General features: G+C 65.9%; 23 protein-coding genes. 10 read left to right on the top strand and 13 right to left on the bottom strand.

What is annotated here, in order from left to right; genetic code table 11:
* Entirely contained in the window at window positions 1–411 is a 411-nt protein-coding gene (gene ruvX, locus B047_RS0110625; protein ID WP_026234811.1) for a Holliday junction resolvase RuvX, read from the top strand.
* A complete protein-coding gene (gene mltG, locus B047_RS0110630) occupies window positions 408–1,502 on the top strand; it encodes an endolytic transglycosylase MltG (protein WP_018466948.1) in 1,095 nt (364 codons plus the stop codon). Before ruvX ends, mltG begins: the two co-directional genes overlap by 4 nt.
* A gap of 22 nt (window positions 1,503–1,524) precedes the next feature.
* Here the strand turns inward: mltG and B047_RS0110635 are convergent, their stop codons facing one another.
* The 9 genes from B047_RS0110635 to B047_RS0110675 all read right to left on the bottom strand — a co-directional run bounded on the left by B047_RS0110635 (window position 1,525) and on the right by B047_RS0110675 (window position 10,618).
* Entirely contained in the window at window positions 1,525–2,208 is a 684-nt protein-coding gene (locus B047_RS0110635) for an ABC transporter ATP-binding protein (RefSeq protein WP_018466949.1), read from the bottom strand.
* Between the two features lie 10 nt (window positions 2,209–2,218).
* Window positions 2,219–3,358 carry an ABC transporter permease gene (locus B047_RS0110640; protein ID WP_018466950.1) on the bottom strand — a complete coding sequence of 380 codons (1,140 nt, stop codon included), beginning with the start codon at window positions 3,356–3,358 and terminating at the stop codon, window positions 2,219–2,221.
* A gap of 133 nt (window positions 3,359–3,491) precedes the next feature.
* Window positions 3,492–5,747: a protein translocase subunit SecD gene (gene secD / locus B047_RS0110645; RefSeq protein WP_018466951.1), complete on the bottom strand. Its 2,256-nt coding sequence runs from the start codon at window positions 5,745–5,747 to the stop codon at window positions 3,492–3,494.
* An 18-nt stretch (window positions 5,748–5,765) separates the two neighbouring features.
* Window positions 5,766–6,152, bottom strand: coding sequence for a hypothetical protein (locus B047_RS0110650; RefSeq protein ID WP_018466952.1), 387 nt, complete (start codon window positions 6,150–6,152; stop codon window positions 5,766–5,768).
* A 49-nt stretch (window positions 6,153–6,201) separates the two neighbouring features.
* Window positions 6,202–7,917 carry a translation initiation factor IF-2 gene (gene infB / locus B047_RS0110655; protein ID WP_018466953.1) on the bottom strand — a complete coding sequence of 572 codons (1,716 nt, stop codon included), beginning with the start codon at window positions 7,915–7,917 and terminating at the stop codon, window positions 6,202–6,204.
* 21 nt (window positions 7,918–7,938) lie between these two features.
* Window positions 7,939–8,211, bottom strand: a complete 273-nt coding sequence (locus B047_RS0110660; RefSeq protein WP_018466954.1) for a YlxR family protein — start codon at window positions 8,209–8,211, stop codon at window positions 7,939–7,941.
* Between the two features lie 116 nt (window positions 8,212–8,327).
* Complete coding sequence (gene nusA / locus B047_RS0110665) at window positions 8,328–9,497, bottom strand: transcription termination factor NusA (protein WP_018466955.1); 1,170 nt, start codon at window positions 9,495–9,497, stop codon at window positions 8,328–8,330.
* Window positions 9,498–9,542: 45 nt separating this feature from the next.
* Window positions 9,543–9,986 carry a ribosome maturation factor RimP gene (rimP, locus tag B047_RS0110670; RefSeq protein WP_018466956.1) on the bottom strand — a complete coding sequence of 148 codons (444 nt, stop codon included), beginning with the start codon at window positions 9,984–9,986 and terminating at the stop codon, window positions 9,543–9,545.
* 320 nt (window positions 9,987–10,306) lie between these two features.
* A complete protein-coding gene (locus tag B047_RS0110675; RefSeq protein ID WP_018466957.1) occupies window positions 10,307–10,618 on the bottom strand; it encodes a hypothetical protein in 312 nt (103 codons plus the stop codon).
* A 161-nt stretch (window positions 10,619–10,779) separates the two neighbouring features.
* Between B047_RS0110675 and B047_RS0110680 the strand changes: the two genes are divergently transcribed.
* The 8 genes from B047_RS0110680 to B047_RS0110715 all read left to right on the top strand — a co-directional run bounded on the left by B047_RS0110680 (window position 10,780) and on the right by B047_RS0110715 (window position 16,163).
* Window positions 10,780–11,397, top strand: a complete 618-nt coding sequence (locus B047_RS0110680; RefSeq protein ID WP_018466958.1) for a YceH family protein — start codon at window positions 10,780–10,782, stop codon at window positions 11,395–11,397.
* A gap of 123 nt (window positions 11,398–11,520) precedes the next feature.
* On the top strand, window positions 11,521–12,087 hold the full coding sequence (locus tag B047_RS0110685; protein ID WP_018466959.1) for a Uma2 family endonuclease: 567 nt from the start codon (window positions 11,521–11,523) through the stop codon (window positions 12,085–12,087).
* A gap of 103 nt (window positions 12,088–12,190) precedes the next feature.
* Window positions 12,191–13,162 carry a 1,2-phenylacetyl-CoA epoxidase subunit PaaA gene (paaA, locus tag B047_RS0110690; protein WP_018466960.1) on the top strand — a complete coding sequence of 324 codons (972 nt, stop codon included), beginning with the start codon at window positions 12,191–12,193 and terminating at the stop codon, window positions 13,160–13,162.
* Window positions 13,163–13,170: 8 nt separating this feature from the next.
* Complete coding sequence (locus B047_RS0110695) at window positions 13,171–13,728, top strand: phenylacetic acid degradation protein (protein WP_018466961.1); 558 nt, start codon at window positions 13,171–13,173, stop codon at window positions 13,726–13,728.
* On the top strand, window positions 13,721–14,479 hold the full coding sequence (paaC, locus tag B047_RS0110700) for a 1,2-phenylacetyl-CoA epoxidase subunit PaaC (protein ID WP_018466962.1): 759 nt from the start codon (window positions 13,721–13,723) through the stop codon (window positions 14,477–14,479). Before B047_RS0110695 ends, paaC begins: the two co-directional genes overlap by 8 nt.
* Before the next feature lie 106 nt (window positions 14,480–14,585).
* The gene (gene paaD, locus B047_RS0110705) at window positions 14,586–15,077 is read left to right on the top strand and encodes a 1,2-phenylacetyl-CoA epoxidase subunit PaaD (RefSeq protein ID WP_018466963.1); all 492 of its coding nucleotides are present in this window, start codon (window positions 14,586–14,588) and stop codon (window positions 15,075–15,077) included.
* Between the two features lie 121 nt (window positions 15,078–15,198).
* Complete coding sequence (gene pdo, locus B047_RS0110710; RefSeq protein WP_018466964.1) at window positions 15,199–15,882, top strand: protein disulfide oxidoreductase; 684 nt, start codon at window positions 15,199–15,201, stop codon at window positions 15,880–15,882.
* Window positions 15,883–15,902: 20 nt separating this feature from the next.
* Window positions 15,903–16,163, top strand: a complete 261-nt coding sequence (locus B047_RS0110715; protein ID WP_018466965.1) for a metal-sensitive transcriptional regulator — start codon at window positions 15,903–15,905, stop codon at window positions 16,161–16,163.
* Between the two features lie 255 nt (window positions 16,164–16,418).
* Here B047_RS0110715 and B047_RS16695 read toward each other — a convergent pair whose 3' ends face one another.
* The 4 genes from B047_RS16695 to B047_RS0110735 all read right to left on the bottom strand — a co-directional run bounded on the left by B047_RS16695 (window position 16,419) and on the right by B047_RS0110735 (window position 20,785).
* Complete coding sequence (locus B047_RS16695) at window positions 16,419–17,465, bottom strand: glycoside hydrolase family 43 protein (protein WP_018466966.1); 1,047 nt, start codon at window positions 17,463–17,465, stop codon at window positions 16,419–16,421.
* A gap of 73 nt (window positions 17,466–17,538) precedes the next feature.
* The gene (locus B047_RS0110725; RefSeq protein WP_018466967.1) at window positions 17,539–18,402 is read right to left on the bottom strand and encodes a carbohydrate ABC transporter permease; all 864 of its coding nucleotides are present in this window, start codon (window positions 18,400–18,402) and stop codon (window positions 17,539–17,541) included.
* A gap of 1 nt (window position 18,403) precedes the next feature.
* On the bottom strand, window positions 18,404–19,351 hold the full coding sequence (locus tag B047_RS0110730) for a carbohydrate ABC transporter permease (protein WP_018466968.1): 948 nt from the start codon (window positions 19,349–19,351) through the stop codon (window positions 18,404–18,406).
* A gap of 108 nt (window positions 19,352–19,459) precedes the next feature.
* Window positions 19,460–20,785, bottom strand: a complete 1,326-nt coding sequence (locus tag B047_RS0110735) for an ABC transporter substrate-binding protein (RefSeq protein WP_018466969.1) — start codon at window positions 20,783–20,785, stop codon at window positions 19,460–19,462.
* Between the last annotated feature and the right edge of the window lie 6 nt (window positions 20,786–20,791).

The raw sequence follows: 20,791 nt of genomic DNA on the forward strand, positions 1-20,791 counted from the left end.
GTGAGGGTAGGCGCACTGGACGTGGGAGAGGCCCGAATTGGCCTAGCCGTGGGCGAAACCGGATCGAGCTGGGCCTTCGGGCGGGGCTATTTGGTGCGCGCAGGCCTGGAGGCCGACCTCGAGGCCCTGCGGCAGTTCGCTCGGCGCGAGGGCCTCGAGCGCTTCGTGGTGGGGCTGCCGCTGCGCAGCGACGGTGGGATGAGCGCCCAGGCCGAGCGGGTGATGGGGCTGGTAGAAGCCTTGCGCAAAGCGGGTTTCGTGGTCGAGTTGCTCGACGAGCGCTTCACCACCAAGCTGGGGCAGAGCCGCTTGCGGAGTGCTCCCAGGCGGATACGCCAGGAAAAGGGCAAGCTCGACGAGGCCGCCGCCATCGCCCTACTGGAGTCGTACCTATCGAGCAAGCCCGCATGAACGAGAATCAACCCCCTTCCAACCCCTCCGAGACCGGGGCCCCTGAGCGCACCCCCGCCTGGGAATTGCCCGCCCCGCCCCTCGAGCCGCGCCCGCGCAGCACCCCCTGGCTGTTGCGGCTGGTGCTGGCGATGTTCGTGCTGCTGGTGGGGTTGCTGGGTTACATCCTCTACCTCTTCGGCCCCACCGGCAAAAGCGCCCAGGTGCGCATCCCCAGGGGTGTTGGGGCCGCTGCCGTGGGAGAGATCCTCGAGCGGGCCGGACTGATCCGCTCGTCGGGGGTCTTCGCGCTCTACCTGCGCTTCTCGGGCCGCGACAAGGACCTCAAGCCCGGCTTCTACCGCCTCGAGGGCCGAGGCCTGCGCGCCATCGCCCTCTCCCTCACCGACAAGTCGCGCCCCTTGAGCGTGAGCATCACCTTCCCCGAGGGCTGGCGCGCGGTGGACATGGCCGAGCGCCTCTCCGAGAACAACCTCGATGGACCGGGCTTCCTCGAGCTCGTGCAGAACCCCCCGGCCAGCTTGCGTCCCCCCGAGGCCAAGGGGCCTACCCTGGAGGGCTTCCTTTTCCCCGCCACCTACACCTTCGCCCTCGACGCCCGCCCCGAGGAGATCGTACAGGCCATGACCCGGCGCATGGCCCAGGAGTTCACCCCCGAGCGGCTGGAGAAGCTCCGAGCGCTCGGCCTCTCCGTCCAGGACTGGGTGACACTGGCTTCCATCGTGCAGGCCGAGGCGGCTGACGCTGGCGAGCGGCCCATCATCGCCGGAATCTTCCTCAACCGCCTCGACGTCGGCATGCCCCTGCAGGCCGACCCCACCGTGGCCTACGGCCTGGGCAAGCGCTTACCCGAGCTCGACCGCAGCGCGGGCGACTTCGCCGCGGACACCCCCTACAACACCTACGCCCGCCGCGGCCTGCCGCCCACCGCCATCGGCAATCCCGGTCTCGACGCGCTCGAGGCCGTCCTCAACCCCCGGCGCACCGACGAGCGGGGTCGGAAGTACCTCTACTTCCTCCACGCCCAAGGCCGCCTGTTCGTCAACACCACCTTCGAGGGGCACCTGCGGGATACGGCGAGGTATCGCTGACCCAAGTACCGACGGCTAATTTCTACTGAACCACCTCTTCCAGCAGCCGGCCATCGCGCAGGCGCAGGATGCGGTCGGCCCGGCGGGCGAGCTCGAGGTTGTGGGTCACCACGATGATGGTGCGCCCCTTGCGGGCTTGAGAGTAGATCAGCTCCATCACCCGCTCCCCCGAGGCCGAGTCGAGGTTGCCGGTGGGTTCGTCGGCGAAGAGGATGGGGGGGTCTAAGGCCAGCGCGCGGGCGATGGCTACGCGTTGCTGCTCGCCTCCCGACAGCCGGTGGGGCAGGTGCTTGAGGCGCTTTTCCAGCCCCACCTGCGCCAGCAGGAAGGCGGCACGCTCCTGACGCTCTTTACGCCCGTGCCCGGCCAGCAGCATGGGGAAGGCCACGTTCTCGAGCGCGGTGAGGGTGGGGATGAGGTTCCACTGCTGGAACACGAAGCCCATCAGCCGCAGGCGCAGCCCGGCCCTCGAGCCCTCATCCAGCCGCGACAACACCACGGCCTTCTCTCCCTCCTGCACCCGCACCTCGCCCTCGGTGGGGGTGTCGAAGCCAGCCAGCAGGTTGAGCAAGGTGGTCTTGCCCGAGCCCGAAGGCCCCACGATGGCGGTGACGCCTGCGTTAAAGCGGTAGCTGAAGCGGTCTATGGCGGTCACGTCGATGTCGCCCTGGTGAAAGCGCTTGGTCAAGTGGATGGCCTCGAGCACGGCGATCTCCCTATACCCTGCCCAAGGCCTCGACCACCGGAATCCGGCTGGCGGTGCGGGCGGGTAGCGCCCCGGCCAGCAGACCCAGCGCCAGCGCCACCAGCAAAGCGAAGAGGGCCAGGCGTGGCGTGACCGCGGAAAGGGCCAGCCCCACCTCCCTCACGGTGTACCAGTTGACGGCGAAGGAGGCTAACTGCCCCAGCGCTAGCCCCAACAGGCCCCCGCCCAGCCCCAGCAGCAAGGCTTCCAGCAGCACCAGCCCGAAGACGAAGCCCTGCCTGGCCCCGATGGCCCGCATCAGCCCGAACTCGCGGATGCGCTCGTAGACCGACATCATCACCGTGTTGGCCACCAGCAGCCCCCCCACAGTGAGGGCCACCAGGCTGATGCCGAAGCGCACCAGGTCGCTGATGCGCACCGCCCGCTCGGCGAAGCGCAGCACGTCGCCCGAGGTCTGGACGTCGATGCCCGGAATGCGGGCTTCGATGGCCCTGGCGACCGCTTCGGCGCGCCGGTCGTCGCGGATGGAGAGCAGGATGGAGGTGTAGTTCTTCGTGCCCAGCACCGCGCGAACGGCCTCGACGGGCACGTAGATGACGCTGTCGGCGATACCTCCGGTTCGCTCGAGTACCCCCACCACCTCGAGCGAGACCTGCGGTGAGAGGCGCAGCGTCTTGCCCAGGCTGAGGTTGTTGCGCTGGGCGATGGTCCCGCCCACCACCGCTCCCCTGGCCCCCGGCAGCAACACGCCCTTAGCGACTTTCAGGTTGGGGTAGATGTCTTTGGGGCTGACCCCCTGGGGCAGGCCCTGAAAGGCGAAGCTGCTGGTGGGGTCAAAGCCGCCGCGTACGAAGACCGTAATGGGAATGATCTTGGTGATTCCCACCTCCTGCGCGATGGCCTCGAGCTTGTGCGCCACCTCAGGCGGCAGCTCGGGGTAACCCGCGCCGAGTGCTTCCACCCCCTCGGGCAGAACCAAAAGCGCAGGACCCACGCTGGCAAGCTCGCTCCCCAGCGCCCTGCGCAAACCCTCACCGAAGGACATGAACAGCACCATGCTGGCCGTCGCCACCACGATGCCCAGCAGCGTCAGCAGGCTGCGCACAGGTCGCGCGCGCAGGTTGCGATAGACCAGGGCCAAGACCTCCATGAACCTGAGGATACCCGTTGAGGGGTGAAGAGGAAGGGGGCCAGGATGCAAAGGGCAATACGCCGGGCGCCGAAGACCGATGGCCGTGAGCCACCGGCCCTCGGCGCCTCCTGGCTATCCGCCGGCGACGACGCTAGGCTTTAGCCGTTTTGCGCCGGGCCGCCTCGCGGCTCTTGTACCACACCACCAGCGCCGAGACCACGTAGATCGAGGAGTAGGTGCCCACCACGAAGCCCACCGTGATCGCCAGCGAGAAGTCGCGCAGCACCGGACCGCCCAGGAAGAGCAGCGCCAGGATGGGCAGCATGGTGGTGAGCGCGGTCATGATGGTGCGCGAGAGGGTCTGGTTGATGGAGGCGTTGACGATCTGGTAGTAGCTGACCCCGCGCATGAGCTTGAGGTTCTCGCGGATGCGGTCGGAGATGATCACCGAGTCGTTGAGCGAGAAACCGATGATGGTCAGCAAGGCCGCGACCGTGGGGATGGTGAACTCGAGCCCGAGGAGGCTGTACATCCCGGCCACGATGGCGATGTCGTGGCCCACGGCGATGAGGCTGGCCACCCCGAAGACCCAGTCGAAGCGGATGGCCACGTAGATCAGGATCAGGCCAAGCCCCACCAGCACCGCCCAGATGGTGTTGCGGCGCAACTCCGAGCCGATGGCCGGGCCCACCGTCTCCGACTGGAGCACCTGGGCCTGGAGCTTCTGGGTGAAGGCCTGCTCGAGCGCGATGCGGTTCTGCTCGCTGAGCTGCTTGACCCGCACCGAGAACTCCTTGCCGCTGCTGGAGGAGACGCTGGTGACGATGGCCTCGGCCCCGCCTGCCCCCGCGATGCCGGTGGAGTCGAGGAAGGAGCGAATCTGCTCGGAGTTCACGCTCTGGGGAACCCGAATGGTGAAGGCGGTACCCCCCGTGAAGTCGATGCCGAAGTTGAAGCCCTTGGTCAGCACCACCCCTCCAGCCAGCGCCGCCAGGATCAGGCTCGCCAGCGTTACGTAGCGGGCGGGTTTCATGAAGTCGATCTTGGTGCCCCACAGCCAGTACGGAGGGCGCACCTCGCGGATGGCGGCGATGCGCTCGAGCAAGAAGCGACCGAAGACCAGGTTGGAGAACACCGAGGCCACCACCCCCACCGCCAGCGAGACCGCGAAGCCTTTGACGGGGCCGGTGGAGTACTGGTAGAGCGCCGCTGCCGCCAGCAGGTGGCAGATGTTGACGTCGAGGATGGTGACGATGGAGTGCGAGAAGCCCCCCGGAATGGCCTGGCGGAAGCGCTTACCGCTCTTCAGCTCCTCCTTGATGCGCTCGAAGGAGAGCACGTTGCCGTCCACGGCGGCGCCCAGCGTCATGATCAGCGCGGCGATGCCCGGCAGGGTGAGGGTCACGCCCAGGCTGGTGAAGATGGCCAGGATCAGCAAGGAGGTGTAGAGCAGGCCCAGCGCGGCCACCAAACCCATCCACAGGCCGTAGTAGGCAAACAGCAGCACGAAGATGAGCACCGTGCCTACGATGGCCGCGCGGATGCCCGAGGCGATGGCGTCCTGGCCCAGCGTGGGCCCGATGGCGCGGGTCTCGGCGATGTTGAGCTTGACCGGCAGTGCGCCCGAGCGCAGCACCAGCGCGATGTCGGAGGCCTCCTCGAGCCCGGAGAGCCCGGTGATGACGGCGTTGCCGCCGGTGATGGCCTGGTTGATGTTGGGTGCGGTGTAGACCTTGTCGTCGAGCACGATGGCCAGCCGCCGCCCTACGTTCTGGCGGGTGATGTCGGCGAATTTGCTGGCTCCTTCGGGCTTGAAGGAGAGTTCGACCACCGGTCGGCCTGAGCCGGGCTCGAAGCTGGCGCGGGCACTGGCGAGGTCGGAGCCCGAAAGCAGCGCTGGGCCGAGGTCGCTGAGCTTGATGAGGTTCTTCTCCAGCTCCTCGCGCTTGAGGCTGGGGTTGTTGCGGAGCTGCTCGTTGATCTCGGCTACGGTGGTGCCGCTGGCGCCCTGGTTGACGAGGCGGAACTCGAGCTTGGCGGTCTGGCCGATGAGCCGGATGGCCTTCTCCTGGTCGCTCTGCTTGAGACCGGGCAGCTCGAGCACCACGCGGTCGTTGCCCTGCACCGCCACCAGCGGCTCGGCCACGCCCAGCGCGTTGACGCGGTTCTCCAGCACGGTGCGGGCGGTGTCGAGATCTTCCTTGGTGGGATTGGGGGTCTCGGTCTTGAGGGTGATGCGCAGACCGCCCTGGAGGTCGAGGCCCAGATTGATGCGGGGCTCACTGGCGGGAACCCAGGGTTTCCAGATGCCGATGACAGCGGCGATCAGCACCAGCAGCAAAAACATTCCGGTCCACAGGGGGTTGGCCTGCGGGGTGGGGTTGCGCGGCCTGTAGCCGGGCCGCATGGGTTGGGGTCGCATGCTTCAGTACTCCTTTAAGAGCGTCGGTGACGCGAATTGGGTCGGGTGTCTGACGAGGGCTTCCTGAATGCCGGGGACCTGGCTTTGGCAGCCCTCGAGCTGCAAGCGCCTGTAGAGCAGGAACAGCCGTCCTCGAGCGCGGGGGCGGGAGGGGCGTGGCCGGGGGGAACCCGGGTACAGCCGGGCCAGCCGGAAGCCCTCACCACGGCTCAGCACGAAAGGCAGCCAGCCCAGCCAGCCTTGAGGGCTGGTCTTCTCCTGGAATTGCGGGCCAGGGTTGCTCGACCAGCCCACCTGGATGGCCTTGGTGGGAGGCGTGAGCAGGATCAGGGGGTCAGGGCCCAGGAGGAGAACCCCCAGGACCACCCAGCTGATCCAGCTCCTGCCCATGCTCGTCAATCTTACCGAATCCCTGCGTTGACCGCGCCTCGCGCGAGCCTCACTCCTGCACTACCTCGACCTGCTGGCTGGCCTCGAGCACGTCGCCTTCCTGGAAGTCGCTGAAGCCTTCCAGCAAGATGCCGCACTCGAAGCCCTGCGCCACCTCGCGTACGTCGTCCTTGAGGCGCTTGAGGCTGTGGATCTTGCCCTTCCAGATCTCCTGCTTCTTGCGCAACACCCTTATGTCGGCGTTGCGGGTGATCTTGCCGCTGGTGACCATGCAGCCCGCCACCACCCCGCTGGAGAGCTTGAACACCGCGCGAACCTCGGCCTGACCCAGGATTTCCTCCTTGTATACCGGCTCTCTCTGCCCCCGCACCATCTTGCGCACCTCATCGATAAGCTCGTAGATGATACGGAAGCTCTGCAGCGGTACACCCTTCTGCTCGGCCATCTTCTTCACCGAGCCCGCCGGGGTCACGCCGAAGGAGAGGATCGCGCCGTGGGCGGTCGAGGCCAGCAGCACGTCCGATTCGGAGGGAGCTCCCACCGCCGCGAGCAGCAGGTTGATCTTCACCTCTTCGCTCTGCTCACGGGAGAGGATCTGCTGGATGGCCTCGAGCGAGCCCTGGGTGTCGGCGCGCAGGATGAGGTTGATCTCCTTCTGCTCGCTGCCCTGCATCTGGCGCAGCAGGTCGGCGATGTTGCGCGGGCGACCCACCTCGGGGGCGGCGGCGCGGGCTTCGCGCTCCAGCCGCCGCTCCTCGGTGATCTCTTTGGCGGCGACCTGGTCGGGCACCCACTCGAAGGCAGTCCCCGCCGAGGGCGGTTCGGAGAAGCCCAACACCTGCACGGCGGTGGAGGGGCCGGTCTGGTTGCGCCGCACCCCTTCGGAGTCGGTCATGGCCCGGATCTTGCCCCAGTGCTCCCCGGCCACCACGTAGTCGCCCACCTTGAGGGTGCCCTGCTGCACCAGCAGGCTGGCGAGCACCCCGGCCTGCTTATCGATGCGCGACTCGAGCACCACCCCCGCCGCTTCGGCGTTGGGATCGGCCCGTAGGTCCTCGAGCTCGGCGGTGATGAGGATGGTCTCCAGCAGATCCTGCACACCCTGCCCGGTCTTGGCCGAGATGGGCAACACCTCGGCGTCGCCGCCGTAGGCCACGGGCACGATGCCCTCCTTCATCAGGCCCTGGTAGACCTTATCGAGGCTGGCCTGGGGCAGGTCCATCTTGTTGGCCGCGAAGATGAGCTTGGCCCCGGCGGCTTTGGCGTGGGCGATGGCCTCGCGGGTCTGGGGCATCACCCCGTCGTCGGCGGCCACCACGATGACGGCGATGTCGGCTACCCTGGCCCCGCGCTCGCGGATGCTGGTGAAGGCCTCGTGGCCGGGGGTGTCGATGAAGACCACGGTCCCCCCCTTGGTCTTGACCTCGAAGGCCCCCACGTGCTGGGTGATGCCGCCCGCTTCCTTCTCGGCGATGCGGCTTTTGCGCAGGTAGTCGAGCAGGCTGGTTTTGCCGTGGTCCACGTGGCCCATGATCACCACCACCGGTGCGCGGTGGGGGATGGCCTTCCTGGCTTCCTCGGCTTTTCTGGCTTCCTCGGCGAGGCGCTGCTCACCGATGAGTTCCTTGACCGCCGCGGCGGTCTCGTCCTCGAGGGTCGAGGCGTGGGACTTATACTCCACCCCCATGCTGTCGAGAATTTCCAACAGTTCCTCGTTGCTCATGCCCAACTCTTTGGCGAGTTGGTAAATGCGTACTTTGGCCATTGACACCTCCAACAAGGGTGCTTAGCTCGAGGTTTTCTCGGATGCGGCGGGGCCCAGCAGCGCTAAAAGCGCCTGGGAGAGCGCAGCGGCCTTGGCTCCGGCGAAGCGCCGCAGCTTTTTCTCGGCCCAACACTCGGCTTGGTCGGGACACACGTAAGCGCCGCGCCCGGGCTTCTTGCCAGTAGGATCGATCACCGGGCCTTCGGCAGTGAGCACGATGCGAAGCAGCTCCCGCTTGGGCCTGCGCCTACGGCAGGCTACGCACATGCGCTCGGGGATATGCTTGGGTTTCATGCTGCACCCCGTCGATCTAAAAGCTGCCAAACGCCAAGCGCCAGAAACCACCTGGCGTATGTCGTAGGACGTACACCCCTATAACTTCCGGCATTCGGCGTTTGGCGCTGGGCATTTTACTCGTCCGAGTCGGCGAATAGGCTCTCGAAGCGGCTCTTGGCCTCCTGGCTGACGCGCTCTTTCCCTTCCTTCTCGCTCGCGCGCAGCATGGCCGCGTCGAGGTCGGTGACCTCCTCGGCCTCTTCGAAGTCGATCTCGAAGCCGGTGAGCTTGCTGGCCAGGCGCACGTTCTGCCCGGCCTTGCCGATGGCCAGGGAGTGCTGGTCCTTCGAGACCACCACCCGCGCCCGCTTGCCCTCGAGGTCCACCTCGATGTTGCCTACCTGGGCGGGGGAGAGGGCGTTGCGGATGAACTCGCGCACGTTGGGCGACCACTGGATGATGTCCACCCGCTCGCGGCCCAGCTCCGAGCTCACGGCCTGGATGCGCTGGCCCTTGTGCCCGATGCAGGCCCCGATGGGGTCTACGTTGGGATTGTGGCTCATCACGGCCACCTTGGAGCGGCTTCCGGGCTCGCGGGCGATGGCCTTGACCTCCACGATGCCCTCGGCGATCTCGGGCACCTCCTGGCGCAGCAGGTAGCGCAGCAACTCCTCGCTGGCCCGGCTGACGATCAGGCTGGCCCCCTTGGAGCTGCGCTGCACCTGCTTGAGGTAGACCTTGATCCGATTGCCCGGATGGTAGCGCTCGGTGGGGATCTGCTCCTTGATGGGCATCAGGGCCTCGCCACGGCCTAAGTCCACGTACACGCTGCCCCGGTTATCCACCCGAGCCACGGTTCCGGTGATGACCTCACCCTCCTTGTCCTTGTACTCCTCGTGAACCCGGTTGCGCTCGGCTTCCTTAAGGCGCTGGGTCAGCACCTGCTTGGCGGCCAGCACGGCGATGCGGGTGAACTCCTCACGGTCGACGGGAAACTCCATCTCCTCGCCCACCTGCACCTCGGGATCGTAGGTGAGGGCGTCGGCGAGAGAGATCTCACGATCGGGGTTTTCCACCTTCTCCACCACCGTGCGGATCTCGAGCACCTCCAACTCCCCGCTCTGGGGGTCGAGGTTCACCTCCACTACGGGGCCTAGGCCCTCCTCCACGTCTTTTGGCTTGTAGCCCCGCTGACGCAGGTAAGCCTGCCGCAGGGCATACTCGAAGGCCGCGATCAGCTCGTCGACGCTCACGCCGCGCTCGACCGCTACCTGGGTTAGGGCTTCTACGAATTCTCGGTTCACTGTGCCTCCTTGCTTTAGTCCTGTGTCCTACGCCGTACGACTTCATCACCTCGGTGTATCCGGCCACTCGGCCAGATTGGCCTTGAAGCTGCCGAGCTCGAGGCTTCTGACCTCGCCGGAGTCGAGGGCGAAGTCCACCCGGCCCTGCCGAACCCCCTGGATGCGGGCGGTGAAGTTGCCCTGCTGGCTTTTGACCCTGACCTTGAGCCCCATGAAGCGCTCGAAGTGGCGGGCGGTGAAGAGAGGGCGCTCGGGGCCGGGAGACTCGACCTCCAGGCGATAGGCTCCCTCGATCAGCTCCCGGCGGTCAAGTTCGTCGCTCAGGACGTGGCTGGCGCGCTCGAGGTCGGCCACGCTCACCGGGCGCTCGTCCTTGCGCTCGAGGCGCACCAAAAACACCCGACTCCGGCCTGCCGACTTGAGGCTGGCCTCCAGCACATCATATCCCAGGCGCTCCAACACCTCTTGGGCCAGTTGCTGCCAATCCACGGTTCAAACCCCCAATCCGAGCCTCAAGACCTGTGCGCTCAGTTTGGAGACCCCTCCTTTCTCCGATGGCTATGGACCTGAGATTCCACTTCCCCCAAGAAGAAGGGGTGGGCCCGAAACCCACCCCGAATGACCAGGGAGAACCGCTAAAGCCAAGTTTAGCACCCCAAGCCGCTTTAGACAAGCGCCGGTGGCAGCTAGAGAACCCCGATCCCCAAGGCAATTGGGCCCCATAGGGGCAGCCCCGATAGACCGCCAGGCCCCTGGCGCTACCTCGAGCCTCGGCCCGCCCTCGGCAGCTCAGGCTTCGCCGTTGCAGGTTAAGGGTTGTGCACCCAGCGCGACTTAGCGATGGCCTCGAGCAGTTCCTTCACGCTGGGCACGTCGACGTCGCGGCCAGGGGTGCCCTGCACCGGCGAGGTCATGACCTCCTTGATCTCGTAGTTGGGCAGGTACGCCAAGGCGGCCCGGCCCCCTTTGTCGTGCAGGGCGAACTGGACCAGCTCCCCCCGGTAAAGGGTGAGAAAGCCTGAGCGGTAGTCCTTACCCATTGAGCCGACGACGTAGACGTTGATGCTTTGTGAGGTTCGGGCGGCTTCCTGAACCGTATCGATGAGCTTTTGAACCGACATGCGACCTCCTAGGGCTTGCGGCGATGGGCAAATTCTAGACAGCTTGCCCCACTCGAGCTGCCACAAACGACCCGCCGGCCGGGCTATGTACTCGGTTCATCGCCCCGCAGGCTTCGCAGCACGCAAGCCCGTCGCCGTCGCCCCTGCGATACAATCCGGCCGTGGAACTCCTCAACGAAACCGAGGTGCGCATCCTGGGAACGCTCATCGAGAAGCAACTCGCCACCCCTGAGTACTACCCCATGACCCTCAACGCCGTGCGGCTGGGCGCCAACCAGAAGCAAGGCCGCAACCCCGTCACCAGCCTCAGCGAAGCCGAGGTACAAGAAGCCCTCGATACCCTGCAGATCAAGCGCTTGGCTGCCTTGGTCAAGGAGTACGGCGCCCGCGCCCCCAAGTACCGCCAGTTTCTCGACCGCGAGTTCAAGCTCGAGCCCCCCGCCCTGGCGGTGCTGGCGGTGCTGATGTTGCGCGGCCCCCAGACGGTGGGCGAACTCAGGGCGCGCAGCGAGTCCATGCACAAGTTCGCCTCGACCCAGGAGGTCGAGGAGGTCCTCCGCTTGCTGATGAACCTCACCCCCAACCCCTTAGTGACCCGCCTCGAGCGCCAGAGCGGCGAGCGCGAGCCCCGCTACGCCCACCTGCTCTCGGGAACCCCCACCCCGGTGGTGCGGGTGGAGGAGAGGAGCGAGCTCGAGGCCAGGGTGGAGGCGCTCGAGGCCGAGGTGCGGGAGTTGCGGGCCGTGCTGATGGAGCTGAAGCAGGCCCTGGGGGCCTAACTGCCCTCCAGCGGATTTGCTCCCGCGGCATATGGCTCTAGGCGGCGCTCCACTTCGTCTAAGGGGTGCCGGGAAGGTTCTGCTCGAGCCGCTCTGGGAGCGTACGGCGGCTATACTAAGGCCATGCCCCGCCCTGAGCCCGTGGGAAAAACCACCTTCGAGGGGTATCTGGAACTCGAGGCCCGCTCCCCGGTACGGCACGAGTTCGTGGACGGCTACTTGTTTGCAATGGCGGGCGGTACGGATTACCACGCCACGATCAGCTTGAACATCGCTACCCAGGTTAGAGCTGCGGCTAGGGCTTCGGGTTGTTTTGTATATATGGAGAACATGCTGCTGCAAACCCCGCACGGCCCCACCTATTACCCTGACGTGTTCGTGACCTGCGAGGAGAGCAACGACGGCTCACACTACAAACGCCTCCCTTGCTTCATCGTGGAGGTGCTGTCGGAAAGCACCGCAGACATTGACCGGGGGGAGAAGCTACACAATTACCGCAAAATTCCTAGCCTAAAAGCCTATATCCTCGTCTCGTACGACCGGAAGCTGGTGGAGATATATCGGAGGCTCGAGGACGAGACCTGGCGCTATGAAACGCTGGAAGGAAGCGGAGAACTCGAGCTGCCCTGCCTGGGCTTGAAGCTGAGCCTGGAAGAGATTTACGCCGACGCAGGCGTGGCTGGCAACTGATTCTTGAACTCGAGTCCAAATCGCACGGGACCGGATTCTTGATCGCGGGGCCTTTGCCCCCTATACTCTTAACCTAACGAGCGTTAGTTTGGGAGGTAGGCCCATGCCTGGAAAGTTCGGAAAACCCACGGACCCCGATTATGGCGAGCGCTTAGCCGAGTTTGAGGCCCGCATCGCCCGCGGGGAGAAGATCGAGCCGGGCGACTGGATGCCCGAGGAGTACCGCCGCCAGCTCGTGCGCATGATCTCGCAGCACGCCCACAGCGAGGTGGTGGGGATGCTGCCGGAAGGGGCCTGGATCACCCGGGCGCCCAGCCTCAAGCGCAAGATGATCCTCATCGCCAAGGTGCAGGACGAGGCCGGGCACGGGCAGTACCTCTACCACGCCGCCGAGACGCTAGGCGTCACGCGGGAGGAGATGCTCGAGGCGCTGCTCTCGGGCAAGGCCAAGTACTCCTCCATCTTCAACTACCCCACCCTCACCTGGGCCGACATCGGCACCATCGGCTGGCTGGTGGACGGGGCGGCCATCAAGAACCAGACCATGCTGGCCCAGTGCTCTTACGGGCCTTATAGCCGCGCGATGGTGCGCATCTGCGCCGAGGAGACCTTCCACCACAAGCAGGGCAAGGAGATGGTGATCCTCTACGCCAAGGGCACGCCCAAGCAGCGCGCCATGGCCCAGGACGCCATCAACCGCTGGTGGTGGCCGGCCCTGATGATGCTGGGCCCCCACGACTCCGACTCGCCCAACACCCCCACGCTGGTGCGCTGGGGCATCAAGACCAAGACCAACGACCAGGTGCGGCAGGAGTTCATCAACGAGCACGCGCCCGAGATCCTCGAGGCCGGCCTCACCCTCCCCGACCCCGAGTTGCGCTACGACGAGGCCACGGGCAACTGGATTCACGGCCCCATCAACTGGGACGAGTTCTGGGCGGTGGTGAATGGCAACGGCCCCATGAACAAGCAGCGCCTCGAGGCCCGGCGCCGTGCCCACGACGAGGGGGCCTGGGTGCGCGAGGCGCTGGCGGCCTACGCGGCGAGGAAGCAGCAAACCGCGGTCGCGGTTTAAGGGGTTTTATGGACACGCAGTGGCCCCGCTGGGAAGTCTTCAAGCAGGACACCCCTTCCAAGCCCCACCAGGCGGTGGGCTCGGTGCACGCCGCCGACCCCTTTCACGCCCTGCTCACCGCGCGCAACGTCTTCGCCCGCCGGCCCCAGGCGGTGAGCATGTGGGTCGCACCCGCCTCGGCGATCTTCTCGGTGACGAAGGAGGAACTCGCCGAGGGTCAGGAGCTGAAACCTTCGACCTCCGACCCTAAACCCTCGACCTACTACGTCTTCCGTAAGACCTCCCACAAACGCTCGATGACCTTCGTGGATTACGTGGGCGAGCTCGAGGCCACCTCCCCCGAGGAGGCGCTAAAGCTGGCCATGGAGCGCTTTACCGACGCCCCTGCCATGGCGTGGTGGGTGGTGCCCGCCTCGAGCGTGACCAAGAGCGAGGACAGCCCCGAAACCGTCGAGAGCTGGTTCGCCCCGGCCAAGGACAAGACCTACAAGCAGCAGTCGTACTACGGGCTGGTGGGGGCGCACCCTGGCAAGCACAAGCGCACGCAGGGGGATGACGATGAATGAGCAGCTAAAACAGGCCCTCATTGCCAAGCTCACCGCCCTGGCCGATGACGAACTGATCCTGGCTCACCGCAATAGCGAGTGGGTGGGACACGGGCCCATCCTCGAGGAGGACATTGCCCTGGCCAACATCGCCCAGGACGAGTTGGGACACGCTGCGCTGTGGTACGGCCTGCGCTCGGCCCTCGACGGCTCGGACCCCGACCGGCTGGCCTTCTTCCGCGAGGCCACGGAGTTTCACAACTGCGAACTGGTGGAATTGCCCAAGGGGGACTGGGCCTTCACCTTGCTCAGGCAGTACCTCTTTGACGCCTACGAGACGCTGTGGCTCTCGGCGGCGAAGGACAGCACCTACCAACCCCTGGCCGAGGTGGCGGCCAAGGCCCTGCGCGAGGAGCGTTTCCACTTGCAGCACACCCGGGCCTGGGTCGAGCGGCTGGGACTGGGCACCGAGGAGTCGAACCGGCGCATGCAGGCGGCTTTGGATGCGCAGTGGGGCTATGCCCAGCAACTCTTCGTGCCGCTGGAGGGCGAAGGGGTACTGGTGGGGGAGGGCATCGTGCCCGACCTCGCCGGGATCAAGGAGGCTTGGCTCGCTAGCACCACCCAGCACCTCCAGGGTTCGGGCCTGAAGCTCCCCCTGCAGCCCGGCTACCAGCCCACCTCGCGCCAGATGCACACCGAGCACCTTTGGTCGCTGCTGGCCGAGATGCAGTCCACCGCTCGCTGGGACGCGGAAGCGAAGGTGTGGTGAGGGGGGAGAAAAAGGTGAAAAGCGCGAAGCCAAAGCAATCGCCCGGCTCTTTCCCTTTTCCCCTTTTAGCCTTTTCACCCTCTTCCCCCGTCCCCTCGAGGTTCCCATGACCCCTCTTCCCAGCGCCGATCAAGTCTGGCAGGCCCTCGCACAGCTGCCCGACCCCGAGATCCCCGTCGTCAACGTGGTGGAGATGGGGATCGTGCGGGACGTGCGGGTGGAAGGGGGGAAGGCGGTCGTGATCATGACCCCCACCTTCTCGGGTTGCCCGGCACTGCACGTGATCCGGGAGGGCCTCGAGCAGGCCGTGCGGGGGCTGGGCTTCGCCGAAGTAGAGGTCAGGACCGTGCTCTTCCCACCTTGGTCCACCGACTGCATCGCCCCGGAGGCCAGGGCCAAGCTCGAGCGCTACGGCATCGCCCCACCGCGCCCAACGGGCAAGATGGGGCTGATCGAGCTCGAACTCGAGCCCGTACGCTGCCCGCGCTGTGGCTCACTCGACACGACGGTGAAGAACACCTTCGGTCCCACGCTGTGCAAGAGCATTTACGTCTGCAACGCCTGCCGGGAGCCCTTCGAGAGCTTTAAGACGCTCTGAGCCTTGGCGAAACCCGCCGGAAGAACATTGTGCCTCCTGACTGGAACCTCCTACCCATAGGGGATATACTGTAAAATAGCCCCAGGGGGTATACCGACCCTAGAGGGGAATAGGAGACAGGATGAGCCTTTTAGATGAAAAGATCCAGGCGCAGGTCAAGGAGATTCTACAACCCATCACCCAGCCTATCGAGCTGGTAGTCTTCACCAAGAGCGCGCTGGTGCTGCCCGGTCAGGATGAGCCTGGCTTGCAGCAGGAAACCGTGGAGCTGCTGAAGGAGATCGCCAGCTTGAGCGACAAGATCGCGGTGATCGAAAAACCCCTCAGCGATCCCGAGGCCCAGGCTCTGGGCCTGACCCACGCCCCCACCACCCTGCTGCGCGAGGCGGGTTCGCAGCGGAGCAACATCCGCTTCGTGGGCATCCCCAGCGGGTACGAGTTTTCCACGCTGCTCGAGACCCTTTTGATGCTGGGCACGGGTGAGAGCAAGCTCCCCGAGGCCGCCCGGCAGGAGCTGGCGAAGGTCACCGAGCCGGTGCGGATGCAGAGCTTCGTGACCCCCACCTGCCCCTACTGCCCCCGCGCGGTGATGGCGGCCTTCAAGTTCGCCTACCACAACCCCAACATCGTGGCTGAGGGGATCGAAGCCAGCGAGTTCCCGCTGCTCTCCAGCCGCTACAAGATTTCCGGCGTGCCCGACACCATCATTCAAGGCCTCACCCAGCAGCGCGTGCTGGGCGGTCAGCCCGAGCGGGTCTTCCTCGAGGCCACCCTCAAGGCGGCGGGCGTGGGGGCTGCGGTATAGAGCGCTTTGAGGAGTCATCCATGAGCCAGCCCAGTGTTGAGCGCCAGAAGATCCTCCATCGCCTGCGCCGCCTCGAGGGCCAGGTGCGCGGCTTGCAGCGCATGGTCGAGGAAGAGCGGTCCTGCCACGAGGTGCTGACCCTGCTCTCCGGGATCCGCGGGGCGCTGGAGGGCATCGGGGAGGTGGTGCTCGAGGAGTACCTGCGGGAGTGCCAGACCGAGATGGGCCGGGGTGAGATCGAAACCAAGGCCATCCTGGACGCGGTGCGGCTGTTGCGCTAAAGGGGCGTACGTCTTGCATCGTACGCCAAGCGCTCTCGACCTTCGACGCCGGAGAGGGTGGGGTTCACCAAGAGCCACAGGCCTATCGCTGAGGACAGAAAGCTGACCGCTGACGGCTCAAAGTTTATCGCCTACCACTCCTCCCCGCGTGAGGCGTGACCTTTGTCACCGTAGTACAGCGTAGTACAGCTAGAAGCGTTCGCCGCTGTGGGCCGGGCCCAGTAGTCGAGCTTTTGGTCGAGACTGAGGGGCCCCTCACCGGCCGGAGTCGCCCGAGGGCAGGGGGCTGGGGCCGACGCTGGGGGGTGCCACCCGGGGCAGGCCGTCGGGGCCCCAGGTGATCTTCTGCGCGCGGGGGCTGCGCTGGTCTTTGCAGCCTAAGTCGGGGCCGGGGTTGGCGTGGTACATGATCCAGTCCTCCTTGCCGTCGGGGGACTTGAAAAAGCTGTTGTGGCCAGGGCCGAAGACCTGGCCCCGGTCGTTGCGGGTGAGGAAGGGCCTGGGCATCTTCTGCCAGGACTTCGGCTGGAGCAGGTCGGCACTTTGCGAGGCCACCAGCACCCCCACCGCGTAGTTGTCGGTCCAGCAGCCCGAGCCCGAGTAGGCCAGGTAGATCTTGTTGTTGCGCTTGACGACGGCCGGGCCCTCGTTGACCGCCGCGCCGTAGATCTCCCAGGGCTGGTCGGGGATGGAGATCTCGACACGGGGCCCGGAGAGGGTCCAGGGGTTGGAGAGGGGGGCGATGTAGAGGTTCTGCGGCTTCTCGCCGGGCATCAGGTCGAAGGGGGTGCCGCTGTAGATCACGTAGAGCTTTCCGCCGTTCTCGAGCACGGTGGGGTCGATGGCCCAGAAGTCGTTCTGCGCGTCGAAGAGGCGGGCTTTGTAGCTGTAGGGACCCATGGGGTCGTCGGCAGCCGACTCGAGCACGTGCATGCGCTGCTGGGCACAGCACTCCGAGGGCCCGGCGGTGTAGTAGAGGTACCAGCGGTACTGGCCCTGGAGGTTCTTGAGCCGGTGGAACTCGGGGGCCCACACGTGGCAGCAGCGCTCGGGCTCAAAGTCGGCCCACACGACCTGCTCGGGTGCCTGGCCCAACGTAGCTAAGCTCCGGGCCTTGCGGATACGGACGTCGACGCCGGTGGTGTAGGTGAGGTAGTAGTTGCCGCCGAAGAAGGTGATGAAGGGGTCGGGGCCGCTGGGGAGGAGGGGGTTGACGAAGGTCTTGGGGGATTGGCTCGAGGCGCTCATAAGCAGGGTCAGCACGGCCAGGCAGGCCAGGAAGCTGCGGGGTCTGGCAAACATCTCAGGGTACTCCTCGTATGGGCGCAGAGCGCCGGTAGCCGTTCGGTCGTTTTTGCCCGCCACCGATGGCCCCTCACTCCTTCATGCCGGTGAGCGCGATGCCCTGCTCGAGGTAGCGCTGGGCCAGCAGGTAGGCGACGAGCACGGGGATAGCGGCCAGGGCGGTCCCGGCCATCAGCTTGCCATATTCGGTGACGTAGCGCTGGGAGAAGGAGGTCAGGCCGACGGGCAGGGTCTGCATGTCGGGGGAGGTGGCGACATAGAGTGGCCAGACGTAGTTGTTCCACGAGCCCATGAAGCTGAACACCCCCAGCGTCACTAGCACCGGCACCGACAGCGGCAGGATCACGAAGAGCAGGATCTGCAAGCTGTTGGCCCCGTCCATGCGGGCGGCCTCCTCGAGCTCGCGCGGCAGCGTGGAGAAGAACTGCCGTAGCAAGAACACCCCGAAGCCCCCGGCCACCCCCGGCCAGATCAGGGCGTGGTAGGTGTCGATCCAGTTGAACTGCAGCATCATGATGTAGGTGGGGATCAGCGTTACGATGCCAGGCACCATCATGCTCGAGAGGATGAACCAGAACCAGATCTCGCGGCCTTTGAAGCGCATGCGCGACAGGGGGTAGGCCGCCAGCACGCACAGGGTGACGTGGACGAAGGTGAAGGCGAAGGCCGTGAACAGCGAGTTCCAGGTCCAGCGCAGGAGCTTGCCGTCGGGCGAGTTGATGATCTCGTTGTAGTTCTCGAGGGTGGGGTTCTTGGGGATCCACTGCACGGGGATGGAGATGGTCTCGGCCTCGGGCTTGAACGACGTCGAGAGCATCCAGTAAAGCGGGGCCAGGAAGATGACCGCCAGCACTGCCAGCACGATGAAGCGCGGCAGGTCGCGGACGCGGCGCCAGCGGGGGGTGGAGCGGGAGTATCGGCCGGAGCTCACCATGTCAGCGCTCCCTCGAGGTGTTGAGGTCCTTGACCATCAGCCGGAACTGGATCACCGTGAACACCAGCATCAGCGCGCCGAAGACGAAGGCCATGGCCGAGGCGCTGGAGAGCTGGTAGTTGCCGAAAGCCTCCTCGGTGATGTACATGATCACGCTCTGGGTGCTGCGAGCCGGGCCGCCGTTGGTGATGACCTGCGACTGCCCGAAGAGCTGGAAGGAGGCCAGCACCGTGGTCACGGTGATGAAGAGGGTGGTAGGGGCCAACAGCGGCACCGTGATGTGGCGAAACTTGGCCCACGGGCCTGCGCCGTCGATGTCGGCGGCCTCGTAGACGCTGTGGCTGATGCCGCCGAGCGCCGCGAGGTAGAGCGTCATGTTGAAGCCCACCGTCCACCACACCGTGCCCACGATGATGGGCACCCAGGCCCAGCCCTCGGTGGTGAGGAACTGGATTACGGGCAACCCCCAGAACTCTTGGCGGATGACGTTGACCAAGCCGCTCTGGTTGTCGAACATCCAGCGCCAGAGGATGCCCATCACCGAGACCGAGAGGATGCCGGGCATGAAGAAGATGGCCCGGAAGACTGCCCGCCCGAAGATGGGCCGGTACAGCAGCACCGCCAGCCCCAGCGCCGCGCCCACCAGCAGCGGCGTGCTGATGAGCGTGAAGAGGGTGGTGTTGATCAGGCTCTTCCAGAAGAACTGCGACTGCGGGGTGGAAGGGTCGAAGAGGTTGCGGTAGAAGGTGAGGCCCACGAACTCCTGCTGGTCGCTCAGCAGGTCCCAGCGGTGGAAGCTCACCCACAAGCCGTAGCCCACCGGGTAGACGGTGAAGACGAGGAAGAAGGCCGCATGGGGCAGCAGGTAGAGGTAAGGGACTAAAGGGTTGGAGTCGTTGAGGGCAAAGAGCCTTCCGCGCCGTGGGCTCCAGTCAGACGCGCGGGTCATTCGCACCTCCGGGGTTGAGCCGGGAGCCGGGGCTCGAGGCACCAGACGCTCCCTTGAGGGGTGGGCCTCCACCAGGAGGAGGTCGGTGGAGGCCCAAAGCGAGGGGGGTTAGCGGAAGTTGGGGCGGGCCTGGGCGATTTGCTTGTTGGCCTCGTCCACGCCCTGGTCGAGGGCCTGCTTGACGGGCTGCTTGCCCAGGTAGGCCCGCTCCCACGCGCCGTCGAAGGGCCCGAGCACCTGGCCGCCCCAGGGGAAGCCGCTGGTGGCGTAGATGCTGTCGAGTTTGTCGAAGATGCCGGAGATGGGCTGGGTCTCGAACTTCTTGTCCTGAGCCACGGCCCGCACGGTGGGCAGGCTGCCCGTCGAGGTCCAGACCAGGTTCTGCGGGGCGGCCGACATCCAGTTGATGAACTCCATGGCCGCGGCGCGCTTGTTGGGGTCGTAGCCCTGGCGCTGCACCGGGAGGGTGAGGTGGCTCGAGCCGCCCCAGGTGGCGTCCTGCTTGTTGCCGATGCGCGGGGGGAAGGCCACGCCGAAGGAGAAGTTGGGGGTCTTCTCGAAGCGGTCGAGGTACCACTGGCCCGAAGGGAAGAAGCAGACCTTGCCCTGGCTGAAGGCGGCGAGCTCGGCCTCTTCGGTGGAGTTGGGGCGGGCCACGTTCTCCTTCTGCACGAGGTCTACCAGGAACTGCACCGCCTCAACGGCCTCAGGGGTGTTGAAGTTGGCGTTGAGGTCCTTGTCGACGAGGCTGCCGCCGTTTTGCAGGATGGCCGAGTAGGCCATGCGGGCGCCCACCCAGTTGTTGTAGAGGCTGATGCCCCAGGTCTCGAGGTTCTTGGCGTCGAAGCCGGCCTGGCCGGGCTTGCGGCCTTCCTTGTCGGTGGTGCAGGCGCGGGCGGCGGTGAGCAGCTCGGCGCGGTTGGTGGGCACCTTGCTCACGCCCATCTTCTGCATGAGGGCCTTGTTGTAGAACATCACGTAGGCCACCGCCGAGATGGGCACGCCGTAGCTCTGGCCCTTGTAGCTGGCGGTCTCGAAGAGGGGCTTGAAGAAGCGGTTGGTGTCGATGTTCGCGCTGCGGTACATCTGCGGGGTGATGGGCGTGAGCGCGCCACGGGCGATGAAGCGGGTGATCTGGTCCTCGTTGACCACCACCACGTCGGGGGCGCGGCCCGAGGCGACGAGGGGCTCGAGCTGGTTCCAGGTGGTGCCCCAGGGCTGGGCGGTGGCCTTGACCACGATATTGGGGTGGGTCTCGTTGAAGCGCTTGACCAGGTCCTCCATCACCGGGCGGTCGGGGCCGGTGAAGCCGTGGAGGTAGGTGATCTCGACCTTGGGGCCGGTATAGCTCGACTGCGTTTGCGCGAGGATGAACCCGCCCGTGCCTAGGGCGCCCAGCAGGAGCGCCAAACCGATCTTGCCTTTCCTGTTCATCTTGCC

Source organism: Calidithermus timidus DSM 17022 (genome assembly GCF_000373205.1).
GTDB lineage: Bacteria > Deinococcota > Deinococci > Deinococcales > Thermaceae > Calidithermus > Calidithermus timidus.

Bases quoted from the DNA above. Each gene is read 5' to 3' on its own strand.
- mltG (WP_018466948.1), top strand. From the start codon at position 408: ATGAACGAGAATCAACCCCCTTCCAACCCCTCCGAGACCGGGGCCCCT.
- B047_RS0110640 (WP_018466950.1), bottom strand. From the start codon at position 3,358: ATGGAGGTCTTGGCCCTGGTCTATCGCAACCTGCGCGCGCGACCTGTG.
- secD (WP_018466951.1), bottom strand. From the start codon at position 5,747: ATGCGGCCCGGCTACAGGCCGCGCAACCCCACCCCGCAGGCCAACCCC.
- B047_RS0110650 (WP_018466952.1), bottom strand. From the start codon at position 6,152: ATGGGCAGGAGCTGGATCAGCTGGGTGGTCCTGGGGGTTCTCCTCCTG.
- infB (WP_018466953.1), bottom strand. From the start codon at position 7,917: ATGGCCAAAGTACGCATTTACCAACTCGCCAAAGAGTTGGGCATGAGC.
- B047_RS0110660 (WP_018466954.1), bottom strand. From the start codon at position 8,211: ATGAAACCCAAGCATATCCCCGAGCGCATGTGCGTAGCCTGCCGTAGG.
- B047_RS0110675 (WP_018466957.1), bottom strand. From the start codon at position 10,618: ATGTCGGTTCAAAAGCTCATCGATACGGTTCAGGAAGCCGCCCGAACC.
- B047_RS0110685 (WP_018466959.1), top strand. From the start codon at position 11,521: ATGCCCCGCCCTGAGCCCGTGGGAAAAACCACCTTCGAGGGGTATCTG.
- paaA (WP_018466960.1), top strand. From the start codon at position 12,191: ATGCCTGGAAAGTTCGGAAAACCCACGGACCCCGATTATGGCGAGCGC.
- B047_RS0110695 (WP_018466961.1), top strand. From the start codon at position 13,171: ATGGACACGCAGTGGCCCCGCTGGGAAGTCTTCAAGCAGGACACCCCT.
- paaC (WP_018466962.1), top strand. From the start codon at position 13,721: ATGAATGAGCAGCTAAAACAGGCCCTCATTGCCAAGCTCACCGCCCTG.
- paaD (WP_018466963.1), top strand. From the start codon at position 14,586: ATGACCCCTCTTCCCAGCGCCGATCAAGTCTGGCAGGCCCTCGCACAG.
- pdo (WP_018466964.1), top strand. From the start codon at position 15,199: ATGAGCCTTTTAGATGAAAAGATCCAGGCGCAGGTCAAGGAGATTCTA.
- B047_RS0110715 (WP_018466965.1), top strand. From the start codon at position 15,903: ATGAGCCAGCCCAGTGTTGAGCGCCAGAAGATCCTCCATCGCCTGCGC.
- B047_RS16695 (WP_018466966.1), bottom strand. From the start codon at position 17,465: ATGTTTGCCAGACCCCGCAGCTTCCTGGCCTGCCTGGCCGTGCTGACC.
- B047_RS0110725 (WP_018466967.1), bottom strand. From the start codon at position 18,402: ATGGTGAGCTCCGGCCGATACTCCCGCTCCACCCCCCGCTGGCGCCGC.
- B047_RS0110730 (WP_018466968.1), bottom strand. From the start codon at position 19,351: ATGACCCGCGCGTCTGACTGGAGCCCACGGCGCGGAAGGCTCTTTGCC.
- B047_RS0110735 (WP_018466969.1), bottom strand. From the start codon at position 20,785: ATGAACAGGAAAGGCAAGATCGGTTTGGCGCTCCTGCTGGGCGCCCTA.